Origin of the sequence: Janthinobacterium sp. PAMC25594, assembly GCF_019443505.1 — a bacterium.
In the GTDB taxonomy this organism is placed as follows: domain Bacteria; phylum Pseudomonadota; class Gammaproteobacteria; order Burkholderiales; family Burkholderiaceae_D; genus Janthinobacterium.
Window position 1 is genome coordinate 498,955 of record NZ_CP080377.1, and the last position, 25,170, is coordinate 524,124.

23 protein-coding genes are annotated in these 25,170 nt (G+C 64.3%); 7 read left to right on the top strand and 16 right to left on the bottom strand.

What is annotated here, in order from left to right:
• Positions 1-101 precede the first annotated feature (101 nt).
• From KY494_RS02250 to KY494_RS02275, 6 genes are all read right to left on the bottom strand, one after another.
• Positions 102-1,667 carry an ABC transporter substrate-binding protein gene (locus KY494_RS02250; protein ID WP_219889706.1) on the bottom strand — a complete coding sequence of 522 codons (1,566 nt, stop codon included), beginning with the start codon at positions 1,665-1,667 and terminating at the stop codon, positions 102-104.
• Positions 1,668-1,721: 54 nt separating this feature from the next.
• Positions 1,722-2,414, bottom strand: coding sequence for a FadR/GntR family transcriptional regulator (locus KY494_RS02255; RefSeq protein ID WP_219134434.1), 693 nt, complete (start codon positions 2,412-2,414; stop codon positions 1,722-1,724).
• 14 nt (positions 2,415-2,428) lie between these two features.
• The gene (locus KY494_RS02260; RefSeq protein ID WP_219889707.1) at positions 2,429-3,556 is read right to left on the bottom strand and encodes a YjhT family mutarotase; all 1,128 of its coding nucleotides are present in this window, start codon (positions 3,554-3,556) and stop codon (positions 2,429-2,431) included.
• Positions 3,557-3,789: 233 nt separating this feature from the next.
• The gene (locus KY494_RS02265; RefSeq protein ID WP_099763738.1) at positions 3,790-4,038 is read right to left on the bottom strand and encodes a DUF3297 family protein; all 249 of its coding nucleotides are present in this window, start codon (positions 4,036-4,038) and stop codon (positions 3,790-3,792) included.
• A gap of 180 nt (positions 4,039-4,218) precedes the next feature.
• A complete protein-coding gene (locus KY494_RS02270; RefSeq protein WP_219889708.1) occupies positions 4,219-4,545 on the bottom strand; it encodes a hypothetical protein in 327 nt (108 codons plus the stop codon).
• A gap of 207 nt (positions 4,546-4,752) precedes the next feature.
• Positions 4,753-5,154: a GFA family protein gene (locus KY494_RS02275; RefSeq protein WP_219889709.1), complete on the bottom strand. Its 402-nt coding sequence runs from the start codon at positions 5,152-5,154 to the stop codon at positions 4,753-4,755.
• Positions 5,155-5,270: 116 nt separating this feature from the next.
• Between KY494_RS02275 and KY494_RS02280 the strand changes: the two genes are divergently transcribed.
• Together KY494_RS02280 and KY494_RS02285 are read left to right on the top strand one after the other, a co-directional pair.
• On the top strand, positions 5,271-5,651 hold the full coding sequence (locus tag KY494_RS02280; protein WP_219889710.1) for a hypothetical protein: 381 nt from the start codon (positions 5,271-5,273) through the stop codon (positions 5,649-5,651).
• A gap of 7 nt (positions 5,652-5,658) precedes the next feature.
• Entirely contained in the window at positions 5,659-5,988 is a 330-nt protein-coding gene (locus KY494_RS02285) for a hypothetical protein (RefSeq protein ID WP_219889711.1), read from the top strand.
• Positions 5,989-6,012: 24 nt separating this feature from the next.
• On the opposite strand, the gene KY494_RS02290 is transcribed toward KY494_RS02285, so the two are convergent.
• Positions 6,013-7,194: a metallophosphoesterase gene (locus KY494_RS02290; protein ID WP_219889712.1), complete on the bottom strand. Its 1,182-nt coding sequence runs from the start codon at positions 7,192-7,194 to the stop codon at positions 6,013-6,015.
• Between the two features lie 215 nt (positions 7,195-7,409).
• Between KY494_RS02290 and KY494_RS02295 the strand changes: the two genes are divergently transcribed.
• Genes KY494_RS02295 through KY494_RS02305 form a run of 3 tightly spaced genes read left to right on the top strand, consistent with a single transcriptional unit; the run spans position 7,410 to position 8,902 of the window.
• On the top strand, positions 7,410-8,324 hold the full coding sequence (locus KY494_RS02295; protein ID WP_219889713.1) for a serine hydrolase: 915 nt from the start codon (positions 7,410-7,412) through the stop codon (positions 8,322-8,324).
• A complete protein-coding gene (locus KY494_RS02300) occupies positions 8,276-8,647 on the top strand; it encodes a serine hydrolase (protein WP_219889714.1) in 372 nt (123 codons plus the stop codon). Before KY494_RS02295 ends, KY494_RS02300 begins: the two co-directional genes overlap by 49 nt.
• Positions 8,648-8,665: 18 nt before the next feature.
• Positions 8,666-8,902: a hypothetical protein gene (locus KY494_RS02305; protein ID WP_219889715.1), complete on the top strand. Its 237-nt coding sequence runs from the start codon at positions 8,666-8,668 to the stop codon at positions 8,900-8,902.
• Here KY494_RS02305 and KY494_RS02310 read toward each other — a convergent pair.
• Together KY494_RS02310 and KY494_RS02315 are read right to left on the bottom strand one after the other, a co-directional pair.
• The gene (locus KY494_RS02310; RefSeq protein WP_219889716.1) at positions 8,899-10,248 is read right to left on the bottom strand and encodes a S41 family peptidase; all 1,350 of its coding nucleotides are present in this window, start codon (positions 10,246-10,248) and stop codon (positions 8,899-8,901) included. The genes KY494_RS02305 and KY494_RS02310 overlap by 4 nt on opposite strands.
• A 103-nt stretch (positions 10,249-10,351) precedes the next feature.
• Entirely contained in the window at positions 10,352-10,930 is a 579-nt protein-coding gene (locus KY494_RS02315; RefSeq protein WP_219889717.1) for a type 1 glutamine amidotransferase family protein, read from the bottom strand.
• Positions 10,931-11,131: 201 nt separating this feature from the next.
• Here KY494_RS02315 and KY494_RS02320 point away from each other — a divergent pair, with 201 nt between their 5' ends.
• Positions 11,132-12,781, top strand: coding sequence for a phosphoethanolamine transferase (locus KY494_RS02320; protein ID WP_219889718.1), 1,650 nt, complete (start codon positions 11,132-11,134; stop codon positions 12,779-12,781).
• Between the two features lie 70 nt (positions 12,782-12,851).
• On the opposite strand, the gene KY494_RS02325 is transcribed toward KY494_RS02320, so the two are convergent.
• Positions 12,852-13,625, bottom strand: coding sequence for a ferredoxin--NADP reductase (locus KY494_RS02325; protein ID WP_100873082.1), 774 nt, complete (start codon positions 13,623-13,625; stop codon positions 12,852-12,854).
• Positions 13,626-13,858: 233 nt separating this feature from the next.
• The gene (locus tag KY494_RS02330; RefSeq protein WP_258194606.1) at positions 13,859-15,004 is read right to left on the bottom strand and encodes an acyltransferase; all 1,146 of its coding nucleotides are present in this window, start codon (positions 15,002-15,004) and stop codon (positions 13,859-13,861) included.
• A gap of 259 nt (positions 15,005-15,263) precedes the next feature.
• Here KY494_RS02330 and KY494_RS02335 point away from each other — a divergent pair, with 259 nt between their 5' ends.
• Positions 15,264-16,769: an anion permease gene (locus tag KY494_RS02335; protein WP_219134445.1), complete on the top strand. Its 1,506-nt coding sequence runs from the start codon at positions 15,264-15,266 to the stop codon at positions 16,767-16,769.
• Between the two features lie 21 nt (positions 16,770-16,790).
• On the opposite strand, the gene KY494_RS02340 is transcribed toward KY494_RS02335, so the two are convergent.
• The 5 genes from KY494_RS02340 to KY494_RS02360 all read right to left on the bottom strand — a co-directional run bounded on the left by KY494_RS02340 (position 16,791) and on the right by KY494_RS02360 (position 25,160).
• Positions 16,791-17,165: a hypothetical protein gene (locus KY494_RS02340; protein WP_219889719.1), complete on the bottom strand. Its 375-nt coding sequence runs from the start codon at positions 17,163-17,165 to the stop codon at positions 16,791-16,793.
• Between the two features lie 18 nt (positions 17,166-17,183).
• Positions 17,184-19,724 carry an EAL domain-containing protein gene (locus KY494_RS02345; protein ID WP_219889720.1) on the bottom strand — a complete coding sequence of 847 codons (2,541 nt, stop codon included), beginning with the start codon at positions 19,722-19,724 and terminating at the stop codon, positions 17,184-17,186.
• A complete protein-coding gene (locus KY494_RS02350; protein ID WP_219889721.1) occupies positions 19,721-23,368 on the bottom strand; it encodes a hybrid sensor histidine kinase/response regulator in 3,648 nt (1,215 codons plus the stop codon). Before KY494_RS02350 ends, KY494_RS02345 begins: the two co-directional genes overlap by 4 nt.
• Positions 23,369-23,396: 28 nt before the next feature.
• Positions 23,397-24,551: an ABC transporter substrate-binding protein gene (locus KY494_RS02355; protein WP_219134451.1), complete on the bottom strand. Its 1,155-nt coding sequence runs from the start codon at positions 24,549-24,551 to the stop codon at positions 23,397-23,399.
• 132 nt (positions 24,552-24,683) lie between these two features.
• Positions 24,684-25,160 (bottom strand): alcohol dehydrogenase catalytic domain-containing protein, encoded by a 477-nt coding sequence (locus KY494_RS02360; RefSeq protein WP_219889722.1) that lies wholly within the window; start codon positions 25,158-25,160, stop codon positions 24,684-24,686.
• Positions 25,161-25,170 lie beyond the last annotated feature (10 nt).

Sequence of the window (25,170 nt, forward strand, 5' to 3'; positions counted from 1 at the left end):
TCTTCCAGGCGGCATGGCCCCCTGCCTTCTCAGCTATGCAAAAACCGGCGGGCCGTGGCCCGCCATCGGGATGACGTGTGACGGTGAGGGTGGGCTGCCGCTCAGCGCAGCTGCCACAGCTCCGGCTTGTCCTGGTAGCGTCCGCCGGCCGGGGCCGGGGTCCAGATCATGTTCTCGACATTCTTGGCGAAGCCGCCGTAGCGGTTGGCGCTCCACAGGGGGATCCAGGGCAGCTGTGCATTCGTGATGCCGCAGGCGTCGCGGTACAGGGCCGTGCGCTTGGCGTCGTCCGTTTCCAGCTGGCCCGCGTCGAGCAGGGCATCGAGCTGCGGCAGCTTGACGCGCATGCGGTTCACGCCCTTCGGCGGCGCGTACGACGAGTGCAGCATCGGCGTCAGCGCGCCGGGGTCGGGGCCCACGCCGCCGCCAGCGAAGACCAGGCCGAAGCGGTTGGCATCGACCAGCTGGCCGTAAGTCGGGCTGTCGACGAAGCGCGGCTTGATGTTGACGCCCACTTGCGCCAGCATCGATTGCAGGCTGGCGATGACATCCTTCGATACCTGGTCGTTGTAGTAGGTGAGCAGTTCCACGGGCTGGCCCTTGCTCAGCTGCTCCCAGTTGGCGGCCGCCAGCAGGGTTTTCGCCTTGGCGACATTCGTTTCATATTTGTCCAGCTTGGCCGGCTGGAATTTCGGCAGGGTCAGCGCGCAGTTGGCGATAGTGGCGCTGTTGTTGTAGATGCTCTTGACGATGGCGGGCCTGTCGATGGCGTACAGGATGGCCTGGCGCACGCGCAGGTCCTGGAAGCGCGGGTCGCTGTGGTTCACGCCCAGGTAGTTGAGCACGTGGGACGGGCCGGAAATCACATTGAAAGCCTTGCTGGCCTGGTTTTCCTTGACCTGGTCCATCGTCAGGTAGGTAAACTGGATTTCGTTCGAGGCCAGGGCCAGGGCGGCCGCGCTGGCATCCTTGAAATAGCGGTTGATCAGCTTGTCCAGCTTCGGCTTGCCGCGGTAGTAATCGGCATTCGCCGTCAGTTCCACGTACTGGTCGGGCAGGTATTTGCTCCATTTGAACGGTCCCGTGCCCACGGGTGTTTTCCACCAGGCGGCATTGCGCAATTCCGTGATCGGCACGCTCATCAACAGATGCCGGGGCACGATCATGATGCTGGTAAAGGCGTCGGGCAAGGTCACGTCGGGGCGCGCCAGCTCGATGATCACGGTGCTCGCGTCCGGCACCTTGACGGCGCTGACGTCGGCCAGGCGCGGTGCGAACACGCTGGCCAGCTCGGGGCTGCGGATCAGGTCGAGGGTGAATTTGACGTCGGCCGAGGTGAACGGCTTGCCGTCGTGCCACTTGACGTCCTTGCGCAGTTTCAGGGTCAGGGTCTTGCCATCCTTGGCATACGTCCAACTGTCGGCCAGGTCGCCCGAGATCTTTTGCAGGCTGACGTCGTACAGGGTCAGGGTGGAGAAATACTTGTTATAGAAGCTGAAGCCTGCGGCCGCCGTCAACGGATTGAATTTCTGCGCATTGCCGGACGGACCCACGTCGAAGGCGCCGACGAAGACCTGGTCGGCAGCCTGCGCGGCTCCCGACAGGCAGGTGAAAACGGCGAAGGCCGCGGGGAGCAGATACTTGACGGAAGGACGGGACGCAAACATGGATTTCTAACCTCTATGTGATGAACAAAAAAAGGTGACGCCGCTTGTTGCTGGCTAGGCGGTGTCTTTCGGGTAACGCTTGAAGATGGAATCGAAATGCTGGGTATAGGCGTGCATCAGACCAGCCTCATCCTTGTTTTCCAGCATTTCGACGATGGCGATATGGTCGCGCGCCGTCGCTTCCATGGCCCAGGGATCGAGCTGGGCGGCCATGGACGCCTTGTGCATATTGTTGAAGACGTTCCAGAACAGGTCGATCAGGGCCAGCAGGAATCGGTTGTTCAGGCACGAATACATTTCCGCATGGAAGGCACGGTCCTCGGCGGGGAAGGTTTCCTGCCGCAGCGCCTTTTCCAGCATGCTGTCGGCCAGTCCGCGCAGCACGGCGATGCTTTGCGGCGTGATGTTTTTCACCACCGAGGGAATCGCGCCGATTTCCAGGTAGGTGCGCACGTACAGCAAGTCCGTGATCTGGTCGTCATTGGCGACCATGGAATAGGGCAGGTTGTCGAGGATGGAATCGAAGGAAAAGGCCTTGACGAAGATGCCTTCGCCGTGGCGCGATTCGATCACGCCCAGCGATTCGAGCGCCTTGACGGCTTCGCGCAGGCTGGGGCGGCTCATGTTGAGCTCCTCGGCCATGCGCGCTTCGGGCGGCAGGGCGTCGTTCGCCTTCAGGTTGTTCTGCTCGATGAATTCCTTGATTTTCACTTGCGCGTGGCGGTAAGCCGGTATCTTTGTGACCATTGTTTTCTCACTAATTAAGCAGGGTACGACACGGTATCACGGCCGGGACAATTCGATAACGTTATTGCCAAGGTTTCCAGGGTGGCAGCGCCGACGTCGCTATCGCCGCCCACCAGCAGCAGGCTGTCGCCCACCTGAAAGGACAGGCCATGCGCGCGCGGCGCCGGCAGCAGGCCCAGCTGGCACCATCGCCGCCCGTCGAAGCCGTAGAGTTCGCGGCACCAGGTCTTGGCCAGGCCCGCATGGGCGTGCAGTTGCTGCTGAGCATAATTGGCGTTGGCGCCCGTGAAATGCGTGCCGCCGGCGAGGACGGGCACGCCGGCGCACAGGCCGCCGAACGCCGCGGCCACGCCTTCCTGCGGCACGCCGGGCGCCATCTCCGGTAAGGCGAACTGCTCCCAGCCGCCGCCATCCTGGCGCGCATGCCAGGTCAGCGGCGTGCGCAGGCCCGGCTTGATTTCGCCGCTGGCGACGACGGCCGCGCCTGCCGCATTGATGGCGACGGCGCCGCAGGTGCCCGCAAACGGCAGCAATCCTTCATCCTGCAATGTGTCGTTGCGCGGGTCGAAACGCCATTGATGGCGGTTCCACGCGAAGGCGGCGACGGGGCGGGCCATGTAGGCGCGCAGCAACTGGGGCCGTTCGGCCTCGCCGGCGGCCGCATGGGCGCGGCAAAAGTCGTCGAACTGGGCGCGGTGGTAGCCGCCGAAGAGCACGATGCTGCCGTCCGCTTGCGCCAGGGCCGAGGCGCCTAGCAAGCCCAGCGGCAGTAGCAGGTCCAGCGGCTGCCAGACATCAAGCTGGATGTCGTAGCGCCATACGGCGTCGGACTGGCGGGCGCTGTGGCCGGCGGGAGTGACGGCGCCACCAAACACGTAGAGGGACTGGCCACTGGCCGCGCAGGCGGCGCCAGCAGGGGCGGCGGCGGGAAAGTCCGCCATGCGCCGCCAGCCATTCTTGCGCCGGGCCGTGTCGAGGCGATACCAGGCGCCGCCAGCGCTGCCCAGGCCCGCATACAGCATGCCGCCGATGGCGGCGCCGGCCGCTTCGCGCAAGGGCACGGGGAAGGCCGGCCAGCTATGGTCGAACTGCAGGTCGAACGGCGCGGTCAGTGTTGTAGCGGCTGGCTGTAGCATGTGCATGTACTCGGCTGGGCTGTTGCGGTTCGAATGACTGAACCGATGCAGCAAGTATTGCAGAGTAAGATATCAGATGTCAAACAACTTGTTTGGCTAAATGAAAAAAGTTGTGAAAAAGTTGCAGCGAGGTGAAAGGGTGCAGGTGGCTGCGGGGGGAAGGAGGAAAAAGCGGGCGAAAAAAGCAGCAGGGGAAAACGCCGGCCAGCGCGCATGGCGCCTGGCCGGAGCGGCAAGTCTTAGCGGTAGAACGCTTCGACCTTGCCATTCAATTTGATTTGCAAAGGACGGCCGCGGCGGTCCAGCGACTTGGTGGAAGCGACCTTGATCCAGCGTTCGCTGATGCAATATTCTTCCACGTCAAGACGTTCCTTGTCGTTGAAGCGGATGCCGACGTCGTTCTCGAACACGGCTGCAACGTGGTAAGGGCTGCTAGGGTCGATCGACAGGCGATCGGGCAATGGGGGTAAGGTGGTGGTATCGTTCATGGGCGTAATTATCGCCCAGAATGCCGATCCAGACAACGGCCTTTCGACGCCGCCTGTTGGGCGGGCCGTGAAATGGCACGCATTGCCGTACTGCACCTATGAGCCGGCACGGCAATGCCGCACCGGCCCATGCTGCAGCCGAGTCCCCGCAGATTTTCCTGTAATCACACGACCCGGCAATCAGGATTTATCGTCATTCTTGTGGCTTTGACGTCCCGTTTCCACATGCTGCTCATGCGTGCCACCGCGCGAACCGGCGCCGGAACCCGCTTGTTCACTGGCGCTCCTGCCTGGGCCCATTTGTTGCGAACCGGATTGCTTGTCGCCGTCATTCTTGTGGCTTTGGCGGCCCGCCTCGACATGCTGCTCCGGCTTGCCGCCTTGGGTGCTACCGGATGACTGGCGGGTGCCGGACTGCTTGTCCGACTGCTGTTTGTCCGACTGCTGATTGCCCGATTGCTGTTTGTTCGACTGGTTACCGCTTTTGTCGTTGCTGTTTGAAGTCATGATCGTTACCCCTATGGTTAGTCTGCGCCATCATCCGCACCAAGGATGGCGTGAGGATGGATAAGAATGCTGCTGCCTGGCCTCCGGCGCCGTGCAGCACCGGTGAGGCCATTTTCGCTGCCTGACGTTGGCTTAACCATAGGGACACTACCTGTCGCCACGTAGGAAAACTCTGTAGTGCGTGACAACCATTTCTGCATTGCATTTTTACAGATGCCGCGTTTCGTGCGGCGGCGCGTGCCACTCGCCATGCCAGCCATCGACAAAGGTGACGGGCACCTGGGCCAGTTCGGCCACAGAGGCATCGTCGAGGCAGTTCACGCCGATGCCGACAAACGGGCCGCCGCGCGGTGAATCGCCATGGCCAAACGGCCGCACGCCGCAATGGCGGCAAAAATAATGGCGCTCGCGGCCGGCGCCGAAGCGGTATTCGCTCAAGGCCCCTTCGCCGGACAGCAGGCGGAAGGCTGAGGGCGGCACCTGGCTGGCCCAGCAGCGGATTTTCAGGCAATAGGAACAATTGCAGCGCAGGCTGGGCGCCGCCAGGTCGATCTCGGCCGCGAAGCGCACGGCGCCGCAGTGGCAACTGCCATGGTAGGTTTTTTTCATCGTGGCCCACTTTACAGGCTTGCCGTACTGTCATGCAACTGCCGGCATTGCGACAGTGCGGCATCGGCCAGGCCGCGCACTATAATGGCGCCTGTTCAAGAGAGAGGAGTGGCAGCATGGAAATGCGCATGACCGACAGCCTGCGGCAACAGGCATATGCACAGGCGGCGGCCTTCGTGCGCACGCTCGACCGGCGCGACCCGCTTGCGCTGCAACGCGACTGGTCGCTGTCGCCGGGCGTGGCCGACGAGATCATCGAGATGCTCGACAGCTATTTTGCGGCGAACCAGGCGCTGTCCCTGGCGCCGCTGGCCGAGGCCTTTGTGCCGGGCCAGGGCGGGCGTTGCGCCGTCGACGTGTATGCCACCGATTGCGGGCCGCTGGGTCTGGAATGCCGGTTGCTGGCCGATGGCAGGCCGGGCGAAGCGACCTTGCATCTGGAAATATCCGGCCACGAGGGCGCGCTGCGCCTGCATTACCAATATATCGGATCCTGAGAGCGGCATGACTGAACTGATCAGCGAAACACAACAGCGCATCTGCGACAAATTCGGCTTGCCGGCGCAAGCGCCCGAGCCCATGGTGGCCCTGGCCATCGGCAGCCTGGAGCAATCTCCCATCTATGGCACGCGTATCGACCTGCCGGAAAACGGCACCATCAGCTGGTTCATCCATTGCGGCGAGCACAGCGAAGCACTCGATTTTTACCAGCCCCTGCATGCGGCCCACCTGCGCGAGATGCTGCCGCAAGTGCTCGACTACCTGGCCTTGCCCAGCGGCGCCCGGTTCATCCTCGACCGTGAAGGCTACGAGGATGTGTGGCAGGAAGCCTGAGGCGGCGCGGTTGCCGCCCGCCAATCATGACGGCGTATTGGGCAGATACGCCTTCTGCCTGAAATCGAAGCGGAAATGGTCGAGCAGGTGGCTGCCCTTGCTGAACGGTTCCTGCGGCCGCGGCACTTCGTAGTATTGGCCCTGCATGACGCCGTCGGACAGTTCGACGCGCAGGAAGCCATGATGGTCGTCCGAGTAGTTTTCCAGCGTGACGGCGTCGCCGTCGCCGTCATGGAAGACGGCAGGCGCGATCAGGCGCTGTCCATTGACCTTCATGATCTGGTGCAGATTGTGATAGCCGCCGGCGCCCGTGACGAGGAACAGGGTCTTGCCGCCGTCGCCGTTGGCCCGCGTCAGCCGTTGGTAGTTGTGCACGTGGCCGGCAAGGATGGCGTCCGGATGGCGGCCCGCTTCGGCGGACGCTTGCGCGACGAGGTCTTTCATGTAGGTGCTGCCAGAGTGGTGGTCGTCGGCCGAGTAGATCGGATGGTGCAGGGCCAGCAGCAAGGGCAGTTCGCGCGGCAGGGTAGACAGCTCCGACACCAGCCATTCCTTCTGCGGCGCGCGGATCTCGCCGCCGGCGGGTACATTGCTGTAGAGCCCGACGATACTGGCTTGCGGCGTGAGCAGGGTCCAGTACACATTCGGCTGCACCATGGCCGTGCGGTGGGAGTCGCCCGATTCCGGCATCTTGACGGGCTGGGGCGCACAAAAATTGCGCACGAAGCCGTCGAGGGTCTGGTCGTCCGGCAGGTTGTCGCCGTCGTGGTTGCCAGGTACGGCAAACACGGGCGCCAGGTAGAATTCATAGGGCTGGTAAAACTGTTTGTAGTATTCGCTGACCTGGCCGTTGAAGTAGACGCAGTCGCCCGTGACATACAGGAAGGCCGGCGGCTCACTGGCGTCGGCCTGGAAATCGTTCTCCATGCCCTTTGCCACCAGTTCCTGCGGCACCGCATACTCGATGCCTCCCATGTCGCCATTCAGGTGGAAGACGAGTTTGCGGTTCCTGACGATGGCCTCGTAGACAGCGGGCGCCACGACATCCTTGAGGTCGAGGCGGAAGGGCGCGCTGCCCGTCGGCGGCGGCAGGTCGCGAAACGCCGTGTTGCGGGGCGGCGCCTGGTGCAGCGACGCCGCTCTCCCTGCTTGCGGCCGCGCCAGGCCAAAGACATGGGCATTGCTGCCAGAGACGAGATCTGCCATGACGGACTCCTTGCGCCGGCTTGCCTGTGCGCCGGCCAGACTGTCAGTGTAGTCCGGGCAGGAGCGCGATGCCGCTGCGCGTGGCAGCCGGTTCGATCTACATCAATAAGCGGTGTGCCGCAAGGAATGGATTTCTATCTGGCAATATTTCCGTTGACGTTACTAAATAGATATGTGATGCTGCACTTCCGCTCCGTCCAGCAGAGAGAGTCATCTTGCATACACGTTTCCCGTCGGCCCTGCTCATCCTGGCGCTCGGCGCCGCCCTTGCGCCGGACGCCCTGGCCGCCACTGCCGCGCCCGCCAACGGGCGGCAGGCCAGCCGCGCGGAGCGGGATATTGCCGCCTTCGTGCAGGACGAAATGCGCGAACGCCGGATACCGGGCCTGCAAATCGCGGTCATCCGGCATGGCAAGGTGGTGCTGTCGCGCAATTTCGGCCTGGCCAGCCTGCAATACCAGGTGCCGGTGACGGACGCGAGCCTGTTTTCCATCAATTCGGCAACGAAAGCGTTTACGGGCGTGGCCGTGATGCAACTGGTGCAGCAGGGCAAGATCGACCTGGCGGCGCCCATCGGCCAGTACCTGGCGGGCCTGCCTTCAGCCTGGCAAGCCGTGACGGTGACGCAATTGCTCAACCATACATCGGGCTTGCCCGATGTGCTGGACCAGCGCAGCGGCAAGCTGGTGGGGCCGCAGCCCGATGACGCCGACGCGGCGTGGACAGCCGTGCGGGCGTTGCCCGTGGAAGCCGCGCCAGGCCAGCGCTTCCGCTACAACCAGACCAACTACGTGTTGCTGGCGCAATTGATCGAACGGCAGGGCGGCCAGCCTTTTACCAATTTCATCCAGCGCCGGCAGTTCGACGTGGCCGGCATGCCGCATAGCGGCTTCGGCGACGCGAAGGACGTGGTCGTGGGCAAGGCCAGTTCCTACGTGCTGGAGCGGGGCGGCAATGCTTACCGCAACGTGATCGAGGATTTCCCCGTGTTCATGCGCGCGGGGGCCTGCATCAACAGCAATGCGGGCGAACTGGCGAACTGGCTCATCGCGCTGCGGTCGGGGCGCTGCGGTCGGGGCGCTTGCTGGCGCCCGCCAGCGTGGAGCGGCTGTGGCAGCCGACCAGCCTGAATGACGGCAAGCCGGCGCCGTGGACGCTGGGCTGGCCCAGCATCGGCCGCGGTGATCACCGTGCCGTGGCCGGCATCGGCGGCGCCCGCTCGGCCTTTTATGTGTATCCGGACGATGGCCTGGCCATCATTATCCTCAGCAACCTGGCCGGTGGCCAGCCGGAACAGCTGATCGATACCGTCGCCGGCTTTTACCTTCCCGCCCTGCGCCAGCAGCGCGGCGGGGCGTATGCCGCGCATTTATTGCGCAACAAAGCGGCCAGCACAGGCTTTGAAGGGCTGGAGCAGAAACTGGCGGCCATCCGGCGCCAGCACGGGCTGTAGGTGCCCACGGAAGACGACTTGAATGCCTGGGGTTACCGCCTGCTGGGCCGGCAGCAGCCGAAACAGGCGCTCGCCGTCTTCCAGCTGGGCGTGCAACTGTACCCGCAAGGGGCGAACGGCCACGACAGCCTGGCCGAAGCGTACGAGGCGGACGGCGCGAAGGCGCTGGCCGTCACGCATTACCGCCGTTCGCTGGAGCTGGACCCGGGCAACGCGCACGCCGTGGCGCGCCTGCGCGTGCTGGCCCCCGATTAGGCCGGCGGGGCCGGCATGGCCAGCACGGCTTCGATCAGTTCGCGTTCATTGTAGGGGCTGTCCGGCAGCACGATATCCGGCTGCAGGAGGACGGGGCCGCCCGTGCCCGACGGCCGCTGGAAGAGCAGGCGCGGCACGCCCAGTTCCAGGCCGCTGTTGGGCAGCACGAAACGCTGCGTGCCGCCACTCTGGCGCGTGCGTGCCTGGCCCGCCGCTCCCACCACCTTGCCAAAGCCAAAGTCCTGCATGACATTGCTCAGAAGTACAGAGGAAGAATACGTGCGGCCGCCCACCAGCAAATAGGTGGCGCCCGAGAAGTGCAGCGGATTGTCCAGTTGGGGCTGCTGCCAGGAAGTGATCTCGCCATCGATGACGTCGCCCAGCTTTTCACTCGCGCTCTCGCGTCCCTTGATGACTTTCTTGCGGTAGGTCGAGGCCCAGCGGTAAGGTTTGTCGGCGATATAGCGCAGCACGCCATCGATCCACATGTCGTCGTTGCCGCCGCCATTCTCCCGCACGTCGATCAGCAGCGTGCGCACGCCCGCCTCTTGCACCTGGCGGAAAGCGTCGGCCGTGAACGCCGTGAATTGCGCCTTGTCTGGCCAGGCGAAGGTATTGATGGTCAGCAATGCAGCCTTGCGGGGCAGCAATTCGAAACGGAATTGCTGTGCGAAACTACCATTGCTGGCCAGGTAGGCGGGCAGGGCGCTGGATCCTGGTACGGTCAATTGCTGGCCTTTGTCAAACTGTAAGGCATAGTTGTCCGGCGCGCCCAGTACTTTCCAGTACAGGAAAGGCCAGCGCAGCGACAGCAGGCTGGCGCGGAACGCGGCCGTGTCACCGTGGCAGCGGCTCAGCAAGTCGGCGACGATCTGCTCAGCCGGCACGCCATTGATGCTGGTGATGTGCATGCCTTGCAGCGGCGACGGCGCACCGCCCAGCTGCGCGCGGATGCGCAGGGCGCCGCTGGCATCCAGGCTCACTTCATAGGGAAAGAAACTGCCGCCCGCGTCGAGGAAAGCCTGGCTTTGCACCAGCGGCCCGGCCGGCGTGAGGGCCAGGTGGCCGTCGGCGTAGAGGGGATTGAGCATGGCAAGCAGGCGCCAGGCCTGGTCCGGCGACATCGGCGCCTGCATTTGCTCTGCAATGTATTTGTAGGCTTGCCGCACGGCGGCGGGATCGGTGGAAAAATCCGGCTGCGGGTGCGTGGCGGCGATCGACTCCTGGACGAAGCGCAAGTCGGTGCGCAGTTGTTCCGGCGTCAACAAGGGCGAGGGCTGGGCCAGCGCCAGGGGCGTCCAGCACAACAGGACCAGGCAGGCTGGCAGGTATTTCAGGCATCGCATCTCATCCTTCCGGGGGCAGGTAAGGGATGCACTTTAATCAAGTTGAGCGGATTCTGCCACCCCTTTGTGGCGGGCGGCAGAACTTGCGTGCCAAGGAGCAAGATCAGGTGACGGGAGGCTGGCGGTGTTCGGCCCCGTGAAGCGCCAGGTAGGCCGTCAGGTTGTCGTCGTGAATGCCCAGGCTGCGCAGCACTTCCCGCGTAAAACTGACGGGCGCCGTGCCCGGTGCCGTGACGACGCGCTGGTCGGCCACGGCCCACGGCACGTCCTGGTACAGGGCGGCGCCCGCATAGCCCGTTTGCAACAGGTTGTCCGCACTGTTGGACGTATGGCGCACGGTGTCGAGCACGCCCGCCTGCGCCAGCACGCGCGTGCCGTCGCAAATGCCGGCCAGCACAATATTCTTGTCGCGGGCGGCGCGCAGCAAGGGGCCGAGGTCCGGCGCCTTGCCGCTTTGCCAGTGGCTGCCGCCACACACCATCAGCAAATCGAGTTCATCAAGCTCAATCTCTTCCAGCGCCAGTTGCGGCGTGACCAGCATGCCACCGGACGAGGTGACGGGCAGGCCGCCCGGCGTGGCGAACTGCGTGTAAAAGCCGTAATACAGGCGCGCCGTGGAATTGAGCAGGGCGGTTTCCCAATCGGCAAAGTTCTCGGTCAGTATGGTGATGGCACGTGTCATGAAAAGTCCTGTCGCGGGTGGAGATATCAATAGTAAGACAGGCTGGCTGGCCTGCCGGTGCCGAAAGCATAATGAAAAGCACTGACAATTTCTGTCAGGAGCGCACATGAAATGATGGTACAAGTTGCAAGGGACTACGCTACAATCGCTGGCCCGTCCGCACGGGCATGTCTCCCTTGCATACCTACCATCTATTGCCCCATGCTGATTCTGTTTTGCCGTGTCCTGCTCAGCATTGCTGGCCTGCTGCTGTTCTTCCTCTTCGATCAGTTAAGTGCGAACGAATGCCTGAAATTGTGCGTCTTGCTGGCGGCCTTCCTGCTGGGCGTGGGCGGCGTGCTGCACGCGTGGCGTGGCAGTTCCAGCGCCAGCGCGCTCACCGTGCTGCTGCGTATCGTGGTGCCCGTGTTTTACCTCGACGCTGCCATCAAGGGTTTTTTGCGTGGCTATTTTGGCATGCGACCGAATCCGAATGCCGTTTTACAGGCGATGTTTGCGACAGATCAAGCGGAAACGGCCGAGTTTTTCCTGCACAACAGCGCCGCGCTGGCGCAATCGGCGGGCTGGTTCGTGCTCGTGACGACGGCCGTGCTGCTGGCCGACCGTTATCTGCAGCGCTGGCAGGCGGCGCGCGCCAGCAGCGTGCCGGGCCTGGCGCAAAAATGCTTTGCCGTCAGCATGGCCGTCTTTCTTGTGCTGCTGCACGTCAATAACACCATGCGGCGCGAAAATCCGGCCCTGTTCTGGCCGCTGCGCTACCAGCAGTACAGCGCGCAGCTGGCAGCGATGCAATCGATGCAGCAGGCGCTGACGACGGCCATGGCCGCGCCGCGCGACTGGCATGTGCGCTATGCGGGCGAGGATGCGCGCACCGTCATCCTGGTGATCGGCGAGAGCACCAACCGCGCTTCGATGTCGCTGTACGGCTACCCGCGCGCCACCACGCCCCGGCTCGATGCCATGCGTGCGAAACTGCTGGTGTTCAACGACGTGATTTCGCCCGCGTCCAGCACGGTGGAATCGATGATGACGATGCTCACGCCGGCCGATATCGGCAACCCCGATGCGTGGATGTCCAAGCCGAATTTGCTGATGCTGGCCGAGGCGGCCGGCTACAAGACGTTCTGGGTCTCGAACCAGACGCGCAACGATGGCTGGATCGGTCTGCTGGCGGGCCAGGCCGATGAAAGCGACTTCATCAACTACGGTACTGGCCGTGGCGAAAACAATTTTGATGGCAACCTGTTCCAGCCGTTCGCCCACGCGCTGGCCGATACGGCGCCGAAAAAGCTCATCGTCGTGCATTTGCTGGGCGCCCATCCCAGCTATGACATGCGCTATCCCAGCCGCTTCGCGCATTTCGACCAGGCGCGGGACGCCGTCAGCGCGCAGATGGTCAGCCAGGGCAGGTCCCGCTGGATACGCAACCAGCGCGATGAGTACGATAATGCCATCCGCTACGGCGATTACGTGCTGGGCACCCTGATCGGCATGGCCGACAAAGCCAAGGCCGGGCGCGCCGCCTCGCTGCTGTTCGTTTCCGACCATGGCCAGGAAGTGGGCTACAACCGCAATCACGCGGGCCATTCCGCCTCCGACAAGAGCGGCTATGAAATTCCCATGTTGATCTGGAACAACCAGCAAGCGCCGCAATCGGGGGCCGCGCGCGCCGCGCTGGAAAGCCGGCCGTATCAGACGGACAAGCTCGATGCGACCGTGCTGGGCTTGTTGAAGATCGAGACGCGCTATTACGCGGCGCATGACGATATCCTCAGCGGCGCCTTTCAGCCCGTGCAGCGTTTCATGAATGGCTTGCAATACCAGCGCGGCACGCCGGCGCTGGTGCGCTGAGCCGCCAATGAAAAAGGCCCGGTCCCGCCGCAAGGTGCGGCGGGACCGGGCCCCTGGAGAACGCGATCGATTACTTCTCGGCGAACGCGCGCTCGACAACGAAGTCGCCAGGCGTCGAGGTATTGCCTTCCTTGAAACCACGCGCTTCCAGCATTTCTTTCAGGTCGCGCAGCATGTCCGAGCTGCCGCAGATCATGACGCGGTCTTCGGCCGGGTTCAGCGCCGGCAAGCCCAGGTCTTCGGCCAGTTTGCCGTTCTCGATCAGCGCCGTGATGCGGCCCATGTTGCGGAAATCTTCGCGCGTGACGGTCGGGTAATAGCGCAGCTTGTCGCTGACCATTTCGCCCAGGAATTCATGCTTCGGCAGGTGCTCTTCCAGCAGCTCGCGGTAGGCCAGTTCATCGACCTGGCGCACGCCGTGCACGAGGATCAGCTGGTCGAAGCGCTCGTAGATGTCCGGATCGCGCACGATGCTGAGGAATGGCGCCAGGCCCGTGCCCGTCGACAGCATGTACAGGCGCTTGCCTGGCAGCAGGTAGTCGGACACCAGGGTGCCCGTCGGCTTGCGGCCGACGATGACGGTGTCGCCCACTTGCAAATGTTGCAAACGCGACGTCAATGGACCGCCCGGTACCTTGATGCTGAAAAATTCCAGGTGCTCTTCGTAATTGGCGCTGGCGATACTGTAGGCGCGCAGCAAGGGCTTGCCATCGACGCGCAGGCCGATCATGGTGAAATGGCCATTCGAGAAACGCAGCGACGGGTCGCGCGTGGTGGTAAAGGAGAACAGGGTATCCGTCCAGTGGTGCACGCTTAAAACGCGCTCTTCATTCATCGAACTCATAGTATTTGTTGGCTGGTCAAAAAAATGGTTAGTTGCTGGCAACTGCTGGCAAAAGTGAAACCCTGTGTAGGCCCAGACGCTATTGTACTGGCGTCCACACGAAATTGTTACCGTCTATCGCCGCCAATGCTGCCGCACGCGGTGCCGACATTATAGTGCGAATGGCAAGGCGGGGCTGAAATTCGCCCGGAAACGGGCGGTGGGCATGCGCTCTCTTGACCTGGCTCAGTTTTTCAAGGCGCCGCTCCAGGGCTGCCGCCCGCGCGTGCTGGCGCGGGCGCGGCGGCGCCCAGGAAGCGCCGGCGCAGGGCGGTATTCGCCGGTTCGGACACCCAGCGGGCCACGAGGGCGGCCGCCAGCGCCGTCGCTGCGAGGAACAGCGCCAGCCACGGCAGGCGCTCCGCGTAGCCCAGGCCCGCCTTGTCGACCACGTTACGCATGCCCGCCAGCACGATGATATGGAACAAGTACAGCTCGTAGCTGTGCCGTCCCAGCCATTGCAGCGGGCCGGAGCGGCCCTGGCTGGCCGCCTGGCCCGCCGTGGCGCCCACGATGAAGGCGGCGCTGGCCAGCGCGATCAGGGTAAAACCGAAGACTTCATGGCCGCCGATGCCGCGCACGTACACGGCCGCCAGGGCCAGGCCAGCCGCCCAGCGCAACAGTTGCCCTGCACGCGCGCCAGGCTGCCAGTGTTGCGTCAGCAGGGCCGTCAGGCAGCCGATGGCGATGGCGTCGAAACAGGCAAGGTAGCCGTACATGAAATAGATTTCGTTGTCCGCGTGCAAGCTGCGATAGACGGGGCCGGCCACGATGGCGGCGCCGCACAGCAGCATGATCGCCTGGCGCCGGCGCAGCAGGCGGCACGACAGCGGCAACAGCAGGTAAAACATTTCCTCGACGGACAGCGACCAGTACACGTTCAGGCAGTAATTGAAATACCCGGCGCTTTGCATCAGCACGTTGTGCCAGAAGGTCAGCACGGAAGCGACGGCGATGACGAAATAGCTGGCTGGCAAATCCTTGCCGCCGTCCGAATTGGCAAAGAAGGGCACGTCCAGCACACCCAGCAGCACGATCAGGGACAGGGCCAGCAGCAACGCTGGCAGCAGGCGGGCGATGCGATAGGCATAAAATGCGGCCAGGTCGATGCGCGCCAGGTCGCCCCAGCGGCGCAGCGAGGTCGAGGTGATCAAATAGCCGGAAATGACGAAAAACATGGTCACGCCGTAATTGCCCTGGTAGGCGGCTTTCAATAGCCAAGTCGGCAGAACGACGAGCGGGCTGTTCTTCAAGCCATAGGCCAGCGCGAAGTGCAGCAACAGCACGCACAGGATGGCCGCGCCGCGCAGGGCGTCGATATGATGGTTGCGGGCTTGCAATGGCGTCCTTGTCGGTTTGGCAGCATGAGGGGCGATTATGTGAGAGATGTCGCTCGCAGGTCAACGATTTTGCAATTGCCGGGAACGGCGCGCCGTATGAAGCAGGGGGCGGGGACGCCTTGCGTGTATGATATTGCCGAACAGAATTGTTGGGCATCTGTCATCTTGCGGGCGCGGTTTTTCGTGCCTGCCGGCCCATGAATCTGCGTGCACGATTCCGGCCGCCAGGATGCCTGACCCACAGCGAAAGGTAATAAAGATGTATAAAACAGTGCGCGACATGTTCCTGCATTTCAAAGAAGCCGTCCCATTCCGCCTCGTCCCCGCCCTGATCTGCACGGCCTTGCTGGTGAGCATGCTATTGCTGCCGGCGCCCGATGGCTTGACGCCCAAGGCCTGGGGCCTGGTGGCGATCTTCCTCACCACGATTCTGGCGATCATATTAAAAGTCATGCCGATCGGCGTGATGGCCATGATGGCCATCGTTATCGTGTCATTGTCGCAAGTGACGTCGACCTCGTCCAAGGGCGCCATCACGGATGCGCTCAGCAGTTTTTCGAATCCCCTGATCTGGCTGATCGTCGTGGCGATTCTGATCTCGCGCGGCCTGAAAAAGACGGGGCTGGGCAGCCGCATCGGCCTGCTGTTCATCTCGCTGCTGGGCAAGCGCACCATGGGCATCGGCTATGGCCTGGCGATTTGCGAACTGGTGCTGGCGCCATTTACGCCCAGTAACACGGCGCGCGGCGGCGGCATCGTCCATCCCGTCATGAAATCGATCGCCAACGCCTTCGATTCGGATCCTGCCAAGGGCACGGAAGGGAAAGTGGGCACGTATCTGGCCCTCGTCAACTACCACGCCAACCCGATCACGTCGGCCATGTTCCTCACAGCCACGGCGCCGAACCCGCTGGTGGTCGATTTCGTCGCCAAGGCCAGCGGCCAGAGTTTCCACCTGACGTGGACCACCTGGGCCCTGTGCATGCTGCTGCCGGGCCTGGTCTGCCTGCTGGTGATGCCGCTGATTATCTATTGGCTGTCGCCGCCGGAACTGAAAGCCACGCCGGACGCCGTCACCTACGCCAAGGCGGAACTGAAAAGCATGGGCCCGCTGTCGCCGTCGGAAAAAGTCATGCTGGGTACCTTCGCCTTGTTGCTGTTGCTGTGGGCGAATGTGCCCGCCATGCTGTTCGGCCCCGCGTTTTCGCTCGATGCGACGGTGGTCGCCTTCATCGGCTTGTTTGTGCTGATCATTACCGGCACCATCGACTGGGACGACGTGCTGTCGGAAAAGAGTGCCTGGGACACTTTGGTGTGGTTCGGCGCGCTCGTCATGATGGCCGAGCAGTTGAACAAGACGGGCGTGATCGCCTGGTTCTCGGCCGGCATGAAGGCGGCCATCGTCGCCAGCGGCATGGACTGGCTGCCGATCGCCGGCGTCCTGGTGCTCGTGTTCGTCTTCTCGCATTACTTCTTTGCCAGTACGACGGCCCACATCAGCGCCATGCTGCTGGCCTTCCTGACGGTGGGCCTGCACCTGATCCCGGCCGAATACCACGTACCGTTCATGCTGATGATGACGGCCGGCTCGGCCATCATGATGACCCTGACCCATTACGCCACGGGCACCTCGCCCATCATCTTCGGCAGCGGCTTCGTGACGATGGGCAACTGGTGGCGTGTCGGTTTCATCATGTGCGTGGTGGAACTGCTGATCTTTGCCGTCGTCGGCACGACGTGGTGGAAGGTGCTTGGTTACTGGTAAGGTGATACGACGAGCTGCCCCTCAAGGCAGCTCGCCGCGCACGACCTGCAGCAGATAGGCGCGCGCCGCGCCCCGTTCCATGCCTTTTTCCTGCAGCAGCGGCAGCAGGCGCTCGAACAGCAGGCGCCGTTGCTGGCACGGTTCGGATGTGTCGCGCCGGTCCGAAAAGAAATCCATCAGGGTCGAGCCGCACGGGCAATTGCGGTAGACCTCGACGATGGCGACGTTGTTGTCATCGAAACTTTGCTTTAGCCCGGAAACATTCTGCCGCATCGCCCGCGTCTGCCCGATGAACTCGTCCGCCGTGGCGAAGACGCGGCCGCAGCAGGCGCAATGCTTGGGAAAGGCAGCTTCGGCCAGGGCGCGCAAGCCTTCGAAGAATAGTTGCTCCTGCATGATGGCTCCTGGCGGCGCCTAGGCGGCACGGTTGCTGATTTCGATGCCATGGGGACCCCGAGGCGGTCGTTGCACGCCCGATTCGAAGCGCTGGAAGGCTTCCAGCAAGTGGTCTTTCAGCAGGGTTTCGTCCCACGGCTTGGTGATGAACTTGTACACCGAGCCTTCGTTGATGGCCGCCGTGACCGAATGCAGCTCAGGATAGCCGGACAGCATCACGCGCACGATCTCCGGATAGACGCCCTTGATGCGGCGCAAGAGTTCGTTGCCAGACATGCCCGGCATGCGCGCATCCGTGAGGATCACGCCCACCGCGTGGGACGCGACCAGTTCCAGCGCTTCCTGCGCATTGGTGGTGCTGAGTATCTGGTAGCCCTCCTTGCGCAGCGAGCGGCGCAGGGCGGACAGGATATGCTCCTCGTCATCGACCAGCAGCAGCACGCGCTGCGGCGCCACGGCATGGCAGCTCTCGGGCGGCAAATGGGTGCCAGCATGCAACATCAGATCCATCTCGGCGCCGGGCAGGGGGCGGCTGAAGTAATAGCCTTGCATGGCGTCGCAGCGGTTGGTATTGAGAAATCCCAATTGTCCCTCCGTTTCCACGCCCTCGGCCACCGTGGTCAGGTGCAGCGACTTGGCCATGGCGATGATGGAGCGGGTCAGCGAAGCGCCGTCCACGCTGTCGGTCACGTCGCGGATGAACGATTGATCGATCTTCACCACGTCGATGGGGAATTGCTTGAGATAGGACAAGCTGGAATAGCCGGTGCCGAAGTCGTCCAGCGCCAGGGTGATGCCGATTTCCTTCAACTGTTCCAGCGCCCGCACCACCAGGTCGCGGTTTTGCATCAGCACGCTTTCCGTCAGTTCCAGTTCCAGGCAGTGGGACGGCACGCCGCTTTCCGCCAGCACTGCGCGCACCAGTTGCGGCATGTCGACCTGGCGGAACTGGCGCGCCGAGACGTTGACGGCCATCGTCAGGTGCGCAAAGCCGTAGGCATGCCAGACGCCCAGCTGCGCGCAGGCCGTGCGCAGCACCCATTCGCCGATGGGCACGATCATGCCCGTTTCCTCGGCCAGGGGGATGAAGCGGTCCGGCGGCACCAGGCCGATGCCGGGCCGGCGCCAGCGCAGCAGCGCTTCCATGCCATAAATCTTGCCGCTGGTGAGATCGACCTTGGGCTGATAATGCAATTCCAGCTCGCCCAGCGCCAGCGCCTGGTGCAGCGCGTGCTCGATCTCGGCCCGCTCTTCCACCAGCACGCCCATCTTGTGGTTGTAGAACTGGTAAGCGTTGCGGCCCTTGTCCTTGGCGCTGTAAAGGGCCGCATCGGCCGTCTTCAACAGAATGTCGGCGCTGTCGCCGTCGGAGGGAAACACGCTGGCGCCGATGCTGGTGCTGACGTGCAAGGTATGCTCGCCCAGCAAAAAGGGCTCGGCGAACACCGCCAGCACCTTCTTGGCGATGTCCTCGGCCGTGTCGCTATCGGGCAAGTCCGTCAGCAGGATGACGAATTCGTCGCCGCCCTGGCGGGCCACGGTGTCGCCTTCGCGCACGGCCAGCTTCAGGCGGCGGGCCACTTCCTGCAGCAGCGCATCGCCCACCGGGTGGCCATAGCTGTCGTTGACGAACTTGAAACGGTCGAGGTCCAGCATCAGGGTGGCCAGGTGCAGGTGGGTGCGGCGGGCTTGGGCGATGGCCTGGCCGATGCGGTCGTTCAGCAACTGGCGGTTGGGCAGATCCGTCAGCGCATCGTGGTTGGCCAGGTACTCGATGCGCCATTCCTGCCGCTTGCGTTCCGTGATGTCCTGCACGGTACCGCGCATCAGCAGCACTTCGCCACCTTCACGCACGGCCTCGGCCTGGTGAAAGACGATGCACTCGCCGCCGTCCGGCTGCAGCACCCCGTGTTCCAGGCCGTAGCTGGTGCCGCTGGCATGCAGTTCCATGAAGGCATCGAGCAGCAGGGGCCGCTGGTCTTCGGGCAGGCATTGCAGCAAACGGTCGAAGCTGGTGGCGCCGGAAGCGGCATCGAGGCCCAGGATGCGCAACAGTTCCGGCGACCAGTAACCATCGCCGCCGGTGCCCCGGTATTCCCAGTTGCCCAGGCGGGCCAGCGCCTGCGCGTGGTTGAGGCTTTCCTGGATGCGGCTCAATTCGGTCAGCGCGCTGCTGGCCCGCAGCAGGTAGCGCAGCCGGTGCGCCAGCAGCCGCCATTGCATCGGCTTGGAGATAAAATCGCTGGCGCCCGCTTCCAGCGCCTGCTTGATCGAATCATCGTCATCGTTGCCGGTCAGCACGACGATGGGCACGTGCGCGCCGCCGGGCAGCCGGCGCAGCTGGGCGCAGCATTCGAAGCCGCTCATGCCGGGCATGGCGACGTCGAGCAGGACCAGGTCGGGCACGCCGCGCTGGAAGGCGGCTAGCGCTTCCAGGCCGCTGGCCGCTTCCTCGATGCGGAAGCCTTCCGGCTCCAGCGCTTCCGTCACCAGGAAGCGCGTCATGGTGTCGTCATCGACCACCAGGACCAGTGCTTGCGGGGGGAGTGCGGTATTCATAGGGCTTCCTTTTCAATGGCCAGGGCGGCGAGGACACGGTCGAGTTCTTGCTGGATGCCGCGGATATGCCGCAGCGCGCCGCCGACGTCACTGCCGCGCGCGTATTGTTCGATTTCACGGCAGGTGGCCGACAAGCCCAGCGCGCCCACGTTGGCGCAGCTGGACTTGAGCGTGTGCGCGGCCAGCTGCAGCGCCGCGGCGTCGCTGGCCCCGGCCGCCACTTCCAGCTGCACCAGCAGGCGCGGGGCGTCGCTGTAGAACAGGTCGATGATGCGGCCCAGCACGTCGGGACGGCCGGGACGGCGCATGGCGCGCAGGTTTTGCAGGGCGGCCGCGTCGAGGATGGCGGCCGCTTCGGCCGGCGCCTTCTGGACAGCCTGCGCCGTCACTGCCGGCGTCTGCGCCGCCGCCGGCGCGCTGGACGCCGGGCGCCAGCGGGCCAGCACGGCCAGCAGGGCGGCGCGCGTGTACGGCTTGGCGAGATAGTCGTCCATGCCCGCGTCCAGGCACAGTTCGCGGTCGCCCAGGATGGCGTTGGCCGTCAGGGCGATGATGGGCGTGCGCTCACGGCCTTGCTGGGCTTCCATGTGGCGCAAGCGCCGCGTCGCTTCGAAGCCGTCCATTTCCGGCATCTGGCAATCCATCAGGATCACATCGAACGGGTAGCGCTCCCACAGGGCCAGCGCGCGCCGCCCGTTGTCGGCCGGCGTGGCCTGGTAAGCGGTATCTTCCAGCATGGCCAGGGCGATTTCCTGGTTGATCGCATTGTCTTCCACCAGCAGCATGCGCAGCGGCGCCTGGCCGGTGGCCGGGACAGCCGTATCGGGTGGAGCGGGCAGGGCGGGCGCCGGCGTGCCGAAGCCGCCCACGGCTTCGATGCAGTGGCGCAGTTCCAGCGCCCGCACGGGCTTGGTCAGGCAGTATTCCACGCCCAGCGCCGTCACCTGGTGCAGATCGGCCGAGGCATCCAGCGAGCTGAGCATGATGATTTTCAGTGCCGCCATGGCGGCGTCGGCCTTGATCGCCCGCACCAGCTCGGCGCCATCCATGACGGGCATGCGCATGTCGATGATGGCCAGGTCGAACGGCCGCCCGCCGCGCAGCGCGCCTTGCAGCAGGCCCAGCGCCTCGGCGCCGTCGGCGGCGCTGGACGCGGCCATCTGCCACTCGATCGCGTGCTGCAGCAGGATATTGCGGTTGGTGGCATGGTCGTCGACGATCAGCACGTGCAAGGCATCGAGCGACACGCGCGGCGGCGCCGGCGGCGGCGCGTCACCGGGCGCCACCTCGCCCACGACGACGGTCACGGCGAAGCTGGAGCCCTGACCCGCCACGGATTTGAGTACGATGTTGCCGCCCATCATCTCCACCAGCTGCTTGATGATGGCCAGTCCCAGTCCCGTGCCGCCGTACTTGCGCGAAGTGGTGCTGTCGGCCTGGCGGAAGGGCTGGAAGACGGCCGCCGCCGCTTCCGGCGCCATGCCGATGCCCGTGTCGCGCACTTCCAGCCGGATCTGGCCGGCGGCGGGGCGGCTGACATCGACGGAAATCTCGCCCCGCTCGGTGAACTTGGTGGCGTTATTGAGCAGGTTGGTGAGGATCTGGCGCAGCCGCACGGGGTCGCCGCGCACATGCTGCGGCACGTCGGGCGCGATGCGGCAGGTAAATTCGATGGCCTTGCGCTGGATGCCGTTGGCAAACAGCGCCACCACATCGTCGATCACCTGGCGCAGGTCGAAGGGGATATGTTCGAGCACCAGCTTGCCCGCCTCGATCTTGGAAAAGTCGAGGATGTCGTCGATGATACTCAGCAAGCTTTCACCGGAACGGTGCACCGTGTGCACGAAACGCTGCTGCTTGGGGCTCAGTTCTGCGCGCTGCAGCAACTCCGTCATGCCCAGCACGCCATTCATCGGCGTGCGGATTTCGTGGCTCATCTTGGCCAGGAATTCCGATTTGGCGCGGTTGGCGGCGTCGGCCTCGGCCTTTGCCTGCTTGAGCGCCAGGTCGCGCTGTTCGACGTGCTCGAGCATGCCGTTAAAGCCCAGGATCAATTGCCCGAGTTCATCGCTGCCGTGCTGCGCCACGCGCACCGACAGCGCCTTGCCGTCGCGGATATGCGCGATGGCGTAGGACAGGCGCGCCAGCGGCCGGGCGATGGACGCGCTGATCAGGCCCGTGATGGCCACGCAGGCCAGCAGCAGCACCAGCGCGATGCCGAGGATCAGCACGAAGGCATGCCGCACGCCATCGCGCACCTTGCTCACCGCGTCCTGCTGCTGGCCCGTGATGCGCGCCACCTGCTGCGCGGAATAGGCGGCCTGCTCGCGCTCGAAGGCGCGCACGTGGTCGATGACCTCGTCGAGCGCCGTCTGGCTGTCCAGCACGCTGCCCTTGGCTTGCACCAGCCGCTGTCCCGAACGCTCCACCGCGTCCAGATGGGTGTTGACGCCGCGCGTTTCGGCCAGCAAGCCCAGCTGGCCTATGCTTTGCAGCAAGGTCTGCATGGTGGCCATGTCGCGGTGCAGGGCACTGATGCGCAGCGCGATATCGTCGCCCAGGCGCGTGACGTCGGCCGCCGCCGTGGCCAGCATGACTTCGCCCACGTCGATGCTGATGGCGTCGACGGCCAGGTTGATTTCGCCGCTGGCGTCCTCGATGCGGGCCGAGGTGTGCATGTAGCGGCCCGCTTCGGCCAGCCGGTCGCGCCCGATGGCCAGCTGCAGTTCGATGGGATCGAGCTCTTCGGCCAGGCGCAGGTGGGCGCCGGCCAGGGCGGCGCTGGTGTCTTCCTTGAGGGCGGCATAGGCGGCTTGCTGCTGCGCGCTGGCGCCGCCCTCGGCCAGCAGAGCTGCACGCAGGGCCAGCAGGCCGGCGGCGGGATCGAGCATCTGGCGCGCCGTGGCCAGCAGTTTCGCCCGCAGCGCCAGCTGGGCCGGGCTGATGTCGCGCTCGCTGGTGCCTTCCAGGTGCGCGACGGCCGCCGTCAGCCGTTCGCGCAAGGGTGCGATGCGGAAACGGTTTTTCACGGCCTCCGTTTCGGCCAGCGCAATCTGCATGTCGTGGATGCTCTTGCGTAAATCGGTCAGGTAGCGGGCGTTCTCGTTCAGGCGCTGGCTTTCCAGCTGCACCTCGGCGGCCGTGGCCTGGGCCTGGCTGTCGACCAGGCGGATCTTACCGCGCGCGCCCTTGGCCGCGGCCTTGATCTGCGCCAGCACTTGCCGCATCTCCGTCGCCTGCGCCTTGTAATAAGCCTCGTTTTCCAGGCGCTTGCGCACGGCGACGCGCATGCGCTGGAATTCCCGTTCGAAGGCCGAGTGATAGCGGGGCGCTTGCGACTCGCCGTGGCGCCGCAAGTCCTGGCTGATGCTCTCGGCGGTCCGGATACTGGCGACGATCTTGCTCGATACCTGTTCCAGCTGCGCCAGGTCTTCCGCCTTGCCCAGCTCGAAAAAATCCGACGTCATATCCTGCACGGTATAGCGCAGGCGCAACACGTCCGTGTACAGCGGCACGGTCTCGTCGGTCAATCCATGCACATGGGTTTCGATGCCTTTCACCAGCAGCAGGCTGGCCGCCGCCATGGCCGCCACGCCCGCCAGCAGGACGGTGGTACTGATGATCAGCTTGGTCCTGATTTTCATGCCAGGCTCCAGGGGACGGCCGCGCGCATCACTTCGCGCCAGGCGCCGGGTCGGCCGGCACGATACGGCCGTCGGCGATGCGGGTCAGGAAGACGGCCGTCGACGCCTGGTGGTCGCCTGGCCGCAGCGTTACCCGCAAGCCGCCCAGATCGAGCCGGTCGAACGTTTCGAAACTCTGGATCAGGCGCTCGCGCGTGAGGTCGGCGCCGGCGCGGCGTAGCGCCGCCACCATCAGGGTGGCTGAAATACAGCCCTCGAAACTGACGAACGACAGCCGGGCCGCCGGCACATGCCGGGCCAGCAGCGCGGCGCAGTCGGCGGCGATGGGTAGCGTGCGGTCTTCCGGCAGCGGCACCACTTGCGAAATCACAATGTTGTTGCCTTCCTTACCCAGCAGCTGCAGCAAGCTGTCGGTGCCGACAAAGGACACCGTGGCCAGGGCCGCCTTCAGCCCGGTCTGGCCTGCTTCGCGCACGAACGCAGCCACCGGGGTGTAGGGGCCGGCCATGATGACCACCTGCAAGTCGTGACCGATCAGGGCCGCCAGTCCCGCCTTGACGGCCGTGGTGCCGCGCTGGAAGGAACCCTTGGCGACGAGTTCCATGCCGCGCCGCTGCAGGGCGCGCACGGTGCCGTCGAGCACGGCATTGCCGAAGCCGTCGTCCTGGTACAGCACGCCAAAGCGCTTGATGCCCCGGCTGGCGAAGTACTGCACCAGGGCATCGGACTCATCGTCATAACTGGCGCGAAAGTTGATGATTTCATGCACCACCGGGCGGCGCAAGGTCATGGCGCCCGTAAACGCGCCCACCAGCGGCACCTTCATTTCCTGGACGATCGGTATGACGGCGTTGGTGGTGGGTGTGCCCACGTTGCCGAACAGGGCGAATACCTGCTTGTCCTCGATCAGCCTGAGCGTTTCGCTGATGGCGCGGTCCGGATCGTAGCCATCGTCGGCCACCACCAGCTCGATGCTGCGGCCGTGGATGCCGCCGCGCTGGTTTGCTTCCTGGAAAATGGCCGTCGCGCCATCGAGCATGGCCCGTCCCAGCCCGGAGGCCGCCCCCGTCTGGGCATTGACCATGCCGAGCCGGATTTGCGTATCGGTCACGCCCGGTTCGGCATGGGCGGTGCCGGCCGCGAGGGTGATCGCGAGCCAGCAGCATTCCCGGAAAAAGCGCATGAGCTACCTTTGTTGAAGTTGACCGGTATCAATAGGTAAGGGGTTGACAACGAGTATGGCCGAAATTGCTAACGCAAAACTCACACATAATCACAGTTGCCGTCACAGCACGGAACGCAATCCCAAGGCCACTCAGGGCACGGGCAGCCGCAGCACCACCTTGCCCCGTGCGCGGCCCTGCGCCAGGTAGGTCAGCGCCTGCTTTGCTTGAAGAAAAGGAAACACCTGGTCGATGACGGGGCGGATGCTTCCCGCTTCGAGCAGGGCGGCGATCTGCGCGGCCGCCTGCTCGGGCACGACGGCAAACTCGGCCAGGCTGCCGTATGGCGTGTCGAAAATACTCGCATACACGGCGTCGCCGACCTTGAAGCGCGTGACGCCGCTGCCGACTTCCACCACCACGCCGGCAAAGTCGCTACCCAGGGTGGCCGGCAAGCGCAGTTTCAAGATCGGCTTGAAGTCGCCCCTGGGGATCAGATAATCGATGGGATTGAGTCCCACGGCGTGCACCCGCACCAGCAGTTCGCCGGGACCGGGGGGAGGGCGGGGCAGTTCGGCAAACGCGACGTGATCGAGGCTGCCGTATCGTTTGAGTTGCAATGCTTGCATGATGTTCTCT

Coding starts and splice junctions, on each gene's coding strand:
- KY494_RS02255 (WP_219134434.1), bottom strand. CDS start 2,414: ATGGTCACAAAGATACCGGCTTACCGCCACGCGCAAGTGAAAATCAAG.
- KY494_RS02290 (WP_219889712.1), bottom strand. CDS start 7,194: ATGGCAGATCTCGTCTCTGGCAGCAATGCCCATGTCTTTGGCCTGGCG.
- KY494_RS02265 (WP_099763738.1), bottom strand. CDS start 4,038: ATGAACGATACCACCACCTTACCCCCATTGCCCGATCGCCTGTCGATC.
- KY494_RS02315 (WP_219889717.1), bottom strand. CDS start 10,930: ATGACACGTGCCATCACCATACTGACCGAGAACTTTGCCGATTGGGAA.
- KY494_RS02350 (WP_219889721.1), bottom strand. CDS start 23,368: ATGAAAATCAGGACCAAGCTGATCATCAGTACCACCGTCCTGCTGGCG.
- KY494_RS02335 (WP_219134445.1), top strand. CDS start 15,264: ATGTATAAAACAGTGCGCGACATGTTCCTGCATTTCAAAGAAGCCGTC.
- KY494_RS02280 (WP_219889710.1), top strand. CDS start 5,271: ATGGAAATGCGCATGACCGACAGCCTGCGGCAACAGGCATATGCACAG.
- KY494_RS02360 (WP_219889722.1), bottom strand. CDS start 25,160: ATGCAAGCATTGCAACTCAAACGATACGGCAGCCTCGATCACGTCGCG.
- KY494_RS02345 (WP_219889720.1), bottom strand. CDS start 19,724: ATGAATACCGCACTCCCCCCGCAAGCACTGGTCCTGGTGGTCGATGAC.
- KY494_RS02270 (WP_219889708.1), bottom strand. CDS start 4,545: ATGACTTCAAACAGCAACGACAAAAGCGGTAACCAGTCGAACAAACAG.
- KY494_RS02355 (WP_219134451.1), bottom strand. CDS start 24,551: ATGCGCTTTTTCCGGGAATGCTGCTGGCTCGCGATCACCCTCGCGGCC.
- KY494_RS02325 (WP_100873082.1), bottom strand. CDS start 13,625: ATGAGTTCGATGAATGAAGAGCGCGTTTTAAGCGTGCACCACTGGACG.
- KY494_RS02250 (WP_219889706.1), bottom strand. CDS start 1,667: ATGTTTGCGTCCCGTCCTTCCGTCAAGTATCTGCTCCCCGCGGCCTTC.
- KY494_RS02320 (WP_219889718.1), top strand. CDS start 11,132: ATGCTGATTCTGTTTTGCCGTGTCCTGCTCAGCATTGCTGGCCTGCTG.
- KY494_RS02310 (WP_219889716.1), bottom strand. CDS start 10,248: ATGCGATGCCTGAAATACCTGCCAGCCTGCCTGGTCCTGTTGTGCTGG.
- KY494_RS02285 (WP_219889711.1), top strand. CDS start 5,659: ATGACTGAACTGATCAGCGAAACACAACAGCGCATCTGCGACAAATTC.
- KY494_RS02275 (WP_219889709.1), bottom strand. CDS start 5,154: ATGAAAAAAACCTACCATGGCAGTTGCCACTGCGGCGCCGTGCGCTTC.
- KY494_RS02340 (WP_219889719.1), bottom strand. CDS start 17,165: ATGCAGGAGCAACTATTCTTCGAAGGCTTGCGCGCCCTGGCCGAAGCT.
- KY494_RS02260 (WP_219889707.1), bottom strand. CDS start 3,556: ATGCACATGCTACAGCCAGCCGCTACAACACTGACCGCGCCGTTCGAC.